Source organism: Vagococcus sp. WN80Y (assembly GCF_059621045.1).
In genome coordinates, this window is record NZ_JCAQHY010000125.1 from 22,107 (window position 1) to 28,892 (window position 6,786).

Genomic DNA, 6,786 nt, shown 5'->3' on the forward strand with positions numbered 1-6,786 from the left:
CTCATGAGAGCGTCCAATAAAAAATAGGAGTGAGAAAAATGTTTGTACATTATGATAAAACTAAAAATAATGCACCGATTAAGGTTTGGTTGCCGAAAGAAGAATTAGAGGACAATGTCCTCGAGCAAGCGCTAGATTTGGCTCAATTGCCTTTTGTTTTCAAATGGGTAGCGTTGATGCCAGACTGTCACTACGGATATGGAATGCCGATCGGTGGAGTAATGGCGACTAGAGGGGCGCTTGTACCAAATGCTGTTGGTATGGATATTGGGTGCGGGATGTGTTATGTTCAAACAGATATTTTATATGCTGATTTGCAAAAAGTTGAACACGATCGTCAGCCACTTTTGAAATTAATTGTTAATCAGGTCATGCGAGATATACCAGTAGGCTTTGCACTTCATAAAGAAAAACAACCGTCAAAGGTGATTGATCGAGCGCTAATTGAAATGGCCGAGGATCAAAGCTTACCTGATGGGTTGGAAATTTTAGAAAATGCTTATTATCAAGTTGGAACATTAGGTGGTGGGAATCACTTCATTGAGTTTCAGCAGGATGAAGAGGGGTATCTAGGGATTATGCTTCATTCGGGAAGTAGAAATCTAGGTGCGAAGATTTGCCAGCACTTTAATGGCGTGGCGAAGAAATTAAATGAAACATGGCATAGTCGTGTTCCTGAAAAAAATCAACTACCATTTCTACCAACCTCAACGGAAGAAGGGCAAGCATACCTTGCATGGATGACGATTGCGCTAGATTATGCTTATGAAAACCGTGAGCAAATGCTAGAAAAAACAATGGAGATCTTTTCTCATTTTGTGAGTAACTATTTGGCCAAAGAGGTAACTTATAGTTTACGAGTGAATTGTCATCATAATTATGCGGCGTTAGAACATCATTACGGTGAAAACGTGTGGGTTCACCGTAAAGGCGCAACTCGTGCTCGTGAAGGTGAGCTGGGAATTATCCCGGGTGCAATGGGATCATCGAGCTACATTGTAAGGGGTTTGGGAGAAGCTGAAAGTTTTCATTCTTCCTCTCATGGAGCGGGTCGAGTGTATTCTCGTAAACGAGCTAAAGAGGAAATTTCAGTGGAATCAGTGATTGTTGATTTAAAAGAAAAGGATGTCATTCTTGGCAAAGTGAAAAAAGCGGATGTAGCAGAAGAAAGTCGTTTTGCCTATAAAAATATTGATGAAGTGATGGCAAATCAACAAGATTTAATTGTTCCGATTAAAAAATTGCAGACAGTAGGTGTAATTAAAGGTTAGAAGAGAAGGAGCGGGGAATGGTGGAAAAGCAAATGATAAATTATGAGAGTCATGGATATGATGACTTTGAAAGAAGTTTACAAGAAGGATTTCAGGCGTGTATCAGTCTAGGAGAACCGCTGTTTAAAGTCGCAGTGGCAACAGATTTATGGGAGTGCTACCTTGAAGCCATTGAGCCAGATGGCCGACAGCTTTATAATTGCAGTTGTTGTAAACAGTTCATCAGAAAGTACGGGGACTTAGTTGTGATGTCAGCTAATGGTACCTTAAAATCAGCAATGTGGCATCCAGACTCAGCGCCTAACTATTTCAAGCGGGCAACTCAGCAATTGAAAAAACTGGTTGAAGCGAGTCCAATAAAAACAGTCTTTTGTTCAGATGTCCGTCAATTAGGCGTGGATAGTTTAGGAGAACGAAGTCACTTATCCGTCAATTTACCAAAGAGCTATTTGAATCGTTCGATTTTAAAAACAGCCAATCAGCTAATGGCTGAAAAAAAGGAAGATTTTAGGCTTGTAACGACTGCTTTGGCGGAGTATAGATTAACGACTATTGAAGGTGTAAAGGCACTGATTGTATCTGGCACACTTTATCGTAGCGAGCGGTTTATTGGTCTTATTTCGTGGTTTAGCGAGGCGGCGCATACAATAAGTGAGAATAGTGACGAGCAGCATGAGCACTTAAAATGGTTATTTGTGGCTAAGGCAAAGACGGGGTATTGTCATATAAAAAATTCGCTGGTAGGAACGCTATTAGATGAGTATCAAGCTGGACTGGATACAGAAACGTTGATTCAGCATTACAATGAAAAGATGGGCCCGAATAATTATATGCGCTCACAAGCTGCGCCAACAGAAGGTGGGCTACGTGAGGCAGAACGATTAGTTGAAAAACTCGGTATTGCTGACTCATTAGATCGCCGTTACGCTAGATTAGAAGAAATTCCTACCTTTAGTTGGCGTAGACCTGACCGAGTGAGTCAAAAATCGACAAAAAGTCTTTTTGGTAGTATTATGCCGAAAATAAAACAATCAAAGGTAAATCAACTAAAGGTGCCAACGAAGACAATGACTTGGAAAAAATTTGAGGAACAGCTATTGCCTAAAGCAACAATGATTGAAGCTAGGATTGAAGATACTAGTCGCTTTATGGCCTTAGTAACAGAGAATGTGCCACAGTCGGAAGCTATATTTCAGTGGAATAATCCTTTTTCTTGGTATTATCATGGTGGGGTTGACGGAGAAATTAAGCGTCGCGTGCAAGCGGCAGGTGGTAGATATGAGGACAACGATATTCGGTGTTCGTTGATTTGGGAAAATCGTTCAGATTTGGATTTGCATTGTGTGACTCCAAAAGGTCAGCATTTGTTCTTTAATCATAAAAAAGCAACCAATGGCTGGTTAGATGTCGATATGAACGTCCGCGGTGAAACCAGTTATCCGATTGAAAATATTCGTTGGTCAAAGAGTGAAGGAATCAATGGCAAGTATCACTTTTATGTGCATAATTACCACGATAGAAGTACAGGTTATGGAACCCCATTTAAGGTAGAGTTAGAGGTGGAGGGACAGATTTATGTGTATCAAGGTGAACTAGCACGGACTAATGAGAAAGAAACGGCTTTTGAATTTAAGTATAAAAAAGGGCAACCAATTGAGATGTCACAATCTAACGAGAAGGTAGCAACCGATTATTGGAATCTTCAGCGCGGCTCTTTTGTTCCTGTCACAGGGATTACAACCTCGCCAAATTTATGGGGAGAGCAGTCATTTGAGCACAATGGCAATCATACTTTTTTCTTATTAGAAGGTTGCCGTGATCAGAGTCAAGGCAAAGGAAGAGGCTTTTTTAATGAGATGCTGACTCCTGATCTTAAAGAAATCAGAAAGACTCTAGAAGCATATACAGCTTCGACACCGATCAACGGGGCTGATGAAGCAACGGCTTGTGGACTAGGCTTTAGTAAAGACTCCGACTGGAATCTGACCTTAAAGGTAACTGTTGACGGTGTGAGTAGATTTATAGCCATCGATCGCTTTGATTAGACTCTTTTAGTTGGTATAGTTTGCGGATCTAATATGGTAGAATAAAGAAAGAGTTAACGGTTTTTCAATGAGGAGGAAATTCTATGAATTATGACGAGTGGCTTCTTTTAAAGGCGAACTTTGGTGAGGAAAAAGAGTATCTTGGCGAGGGCTATTATCGTTTACGGCAGAAAGAACAGGGGCGTTACGATTTGGCTTATTTAAAGCCTGACATGTGTGGCACAACGACAGTTAATCCGCAAATCACCTTGGAGATTGTTGGCGAAGAAATTAGGCCGATTGCTCTAATGGATATGTTTGAAACGCCTGTTCAGTCGATGGTCTATTCAGAAGAAACTGCTGAAAGGCTTGAACAAGAATTGGTACGACTAGTCGCAAAATTTATGTTGGCGAAAGACTTGATTTAGTTGCGATGGAGCTGGATTACCTCTTCAGACACTCTCGTCGTCAGAGTAACTATTTTACAGTCAAGTGATAGATTGACATGAAACTGTTAGCTAATATACTTATTGATGTGATACTTCCTTGCTACACTGAAGGAAGTATTTTTTTTGAGGAGTGAAGGAATGATTAAACTATCAACTGTTAGTCATTATTATGGCGATTCTGTGACGATTAATCAGGTGTCGCTAACGATTAATCAAGGGGAATTTGTCTATGTTCTTGGAAGTAGCGGGGCTGGCAAATCAACCTTACTCAAATTGATTCATAATGATGAACGTGCGAGTAGTGGTGAGATAATTGTGGCAGGCTATAATTTAACACAGATGGATGTGGAGGAGCAAGTGGCTTTTCGACAGCAGATTGGAATTATTTTTCAACAGTACTATTTGTTGGAAAGATACACTGTTTCAGAAAATTTGGCCTATCCACTACAGATAAAAGGCTATCAAGCGAGTGAGATTGATAAGCGAGTACGCTCGTTATTAGCTTATGTTGGTCTAGAAACTAAAGGGGAACAGTTTCCAGAGGAACTTTCTGGTGGAGAACAACAGCGGCTTGCGATTGCGCGGGCATTGGTGACGCAACCTAGCGTTTTAATAGCGGATGAACCAACTGGAAATTTAGACCCTAAAAATTCACGAAAGATACTTGCTTTGTTGGAAAAAATTAGCCGAGAGGGAACGACTGTTGTGATGGTAACCCATGATTATGGCTTGGTCGAGCAGTTTCCCCATAGACGGCTGTTGTTGAAAAAAGGGCAGATAGTTTCTGACTCAGAGTAAATGGGAAAAGGGAGGAAGGAATTGATTTGGCTAGTCAAGAGGTAAAAAACACGAAAAAATATCAACAGGCGACCGTAAGAAAACTTTTACAGCGTCAGCCCAAACAAACTCTGTTAGTGAGTGTGGGAAGTTTTAGTTATTTTCTATTTTTAAGTTTAGGGATTTTAGGGCGATATGTTATCCGAAAAACAATTCGCATAGAAGAACTCCCTTTGTTGGATAATGAAGACCTGATAGGAAGTACGAGACAGCAGCTTGTTCAGCTATTGTTTCATATTGAAGTAGGATTATTTTTGCTAATAAGTGGCTTATTACTTTTTGGCTTATTCTTTTTTATGACAGGTTTGAGAAGGCAGTTACTATTATTTACAGAAGAAATAAAAATTAAGTATGTGTTAGGAGCGGAAGTAAATCAACTGACATATGATTTTTATTTGGAGCAAACAGTTCCGATTATTTTCGGCGGTGGGCTAGCTCTGGTAGTGGCTGATTTTATCTATGGACTCGCTTATTTAGTTATTACCCATGGCTATCAGCAACCGTGGCATTCTGAGTGGTATTACCCTTTGAAGGCTAATAGCTTGGTGATTTTGATGAGTGGGGTAGTGTGGCTGTGGCAGTACCGAGGGAGTAAGCGGGCAATTGATCGACTGACTAAAAAAAGAGCACGATAAAAAGAGTGTTTATTTCTATCGTGCGTTAAAATAACGAAAAATTATCTATGTTGAATGAGTTAGTGGACTGTTGAATAAGGGGAGATTGACAAATCCTAAGCTAAGTAACGGCCAGTAACTGAGTTACTCGCTGCTTTGGCCTGCTCTGGTGGGCCTTCATATAGAATTGTTCCACCATTTTTACCTGATTCGGGACCGAAATCAATCAGCCAATCGGCTTCTTTAACAAGTTGCATATTGTGTTCAATTACCATGACGGTGTTTTTTTTAGCAATCAGCTCATTAAAAACAGTTATGAGGGCAGATGTGTCTTGTTGGCTTAAGCCAGTTGTTGGTTGATCCTAAGTAAATGGAAGATGAATTTATTTCGTTATTTTTTGCGATGTCCTCATTAGATGATTATCATGATTTTCCGTTTAAGCTGACGGTTGCGGTTGCTAGAGAGAAAATGTTGGCAGTCGCGCCTCTAAGAATTAGAAAGCGTTTAGAGCGGTTATCGGAAGTATTTCAATTAAGGCAACCGCTGCAATTAGTACGTGCCCCCTTTTTGGCAGAGCTCATGCAAGTGGCTTTAGAGCAGGAAATTATTGAGATTAGTTACAAGTCTCACAAAAAGAATTCATAAAAATTAGTAGAGCCTTTGGGTGTTTATGGTAGTAACGGTTTGTGGTATTTGGCAGCTAGAGATGTGTCGGTGGATCAGCTGCGACACTATAGAGTGGACCGAATAATGTTGCTTGCGTTGACTGGAGACGGATTTGTTAAGGGAATTAGCATGCAGACGAATGAAGAAGCCTATCAATTAATTGATCCGTTACCGCTGATTGTACAGCTGACGGAGGTCGGAGTGAGACAGTGCTGTGAACATCCTTATTTAGGAAAATACGTTAGGACAGAGTCAAATGGAAGGGGATGGCTTGAAGGTGAGCTTTCACGAGTTGACATTCCCTTTACAGCGGATTTCTTCCTTCAGCTTGGGAGAGAGGCGCGAGTCATTGAGCCACCAGAAATGATCGACTGGCTAATTGACAAGACTCAGGGCGTGTTGGCAATGTACCGAGACATTTAGAGTTGTTTAGGCGAGTGTTTATTATTTTATAGAAGCTGTGTAAAAATAAAAATGATAACGCAAACAAATAGTGATGAAAGTGTGGTACACTGGAAGTAATTAATCCCTTGTATGAACTGGCTGGTCAAACAAAAAGAATACTTGTGAGGGAGTTATCAAGAGTATTCTTTTGAAAAGCTAACAGTGTTATTGTTTTCTTAGAATATAGCTTTGTTTTTCAATTAAAAAAATCGAGTAGTGTCACATGCGGCGTGACACATAGACGAGGGAAAGTGGCAAACTAGTGCTATTAAGATTCTCTGATTATCCTAGTAGAATAATGATAGTAAGTGGTAATTAGTTGAGATGAGAGTATACTTTCCTTTTCCTCCCTCATTAAATTGTCAAATAAAAAATCGAGTAGTGTCACATGCGGCGTGACACATAGACTAGCAAAACTGGAAAATCAGTGCTACTGAGATTCTCTGATTATTCCAGTAGAATAGTGATAGCGAGTGATAA

Annotated in this window: 8 protein-coding genes; 7 read left to right on the top strand and 1 reads right to left on the bottom strand. The window is 40.2% G+C overall.

Features of this window, described 5'->3' with window-relative positions; translation table 11 throughout:
• The first annotated feature begins 38 nt into the window (after positions 1–38).
• The 5 genes from AC5KOD_RS05840 (at position 39) to AC5KOD_RS05860 (ending at position 5,216) form a co-directional block, all read left to right on the top strand.
• A complete protein-coding gene (locus AC5KOD_RS05840) occupies positions 39–1,271 on the top strand; it encodes an RtcB family protein (RefSeq protein ID WP_496913600.1) in 1,233 nt (410 codons plus the stop codon).
• Positions 1,272–1,288: 17 nt separating this feature from the next.
• Positions 1,289–3,316, top strand: a complete 2,028-nt coding sequence (locus tag AC5KOD_RS05845) for a DUF2135 domain-containing protein (RefSeq protein WP_496913601.1) — start codon at positions 1,289–1,291, stop codon at positions 3,314–3,316.
• A gap of 83 nt (positions 3,317–3,399) precedes the next feature.
• Positions 3,400–3,723, top strand: coding sequence for a hypothetical protein (locus tag AC5KOD_RS05850; protein ID WP_496913602.1), 324 nt, complete (start codon positions 3,400–3,402; stop codon positions 3,721–3,723).
• 159 nt (positions 3,724–3,882) lie between these two features.
• Positions 3,883–4,542 (top strand): cell division ATP-binding protein FtsE, encoded by a 660-nt coding sequence (locus AC5KOD_RS05855; RefSeq protein WP_496913603.1) that lies wholly within the window; start codon positions 3,883–3,885, stop codon positions 4,540–4,542.
• A 26-nt stretch (positions 4,543–4,568) separates the two neighbouring features.
• Positions 4,569–5,216, top strand: coding sequence for a hypothetical protein (locus AC5KOD_RS05860; protein WP_496913604.1), 648 nt, complete (start codon positions 4,569–4,571; stop codon positions 5,214–5,216).
• Positions 5,217–5,311: 95 nt separating this feature from the next.
• Here AC5KOD_RS05860 and AC5KOD_RS05865 read toward each other — a convergent pair whose 3' ends face one another.
• Positions 5,312–5,470, bottom strand: coding sequence for a hypothetical protein (locus AC5KOD_RS05865; RefSeq protein WP_496913605.1), 159 nt, complete (start codon positions 5,468–5,470; stop codon positions 5,312–5,314).
• Between the two features lie 95 nt (positions 5,471–5,565).
• Between AC5KOD_RS05865 and AC5KOD_RS05870 the strand changes: the two genes are divergently transcribed.
• Complete coding sequence (locus AC5KOD_RS05870; RefSeq protein WP_496913606.1) at positions 5,566–5,841, top strand: hypothetical protein; 276 nt, start codon at positions 5,566–5,568, stop codon at positions 5,839–5,841.
• Between the two features lie 15 nt (positions 5,842–5,856).
• On the top strand, positions 5,857–6,285 hold the full coding sequence (locus tag AC5KOD_RS05875; RefSeq protein ID WP_496913607.1) for a WYL domain-containing protein: 429 nt from the start codon (positions 5,857–5,859) through the stop codon (positions 6,283–6,285).
• Positions 6,286–6,786 lie beyond the last annotated feature (501 nt).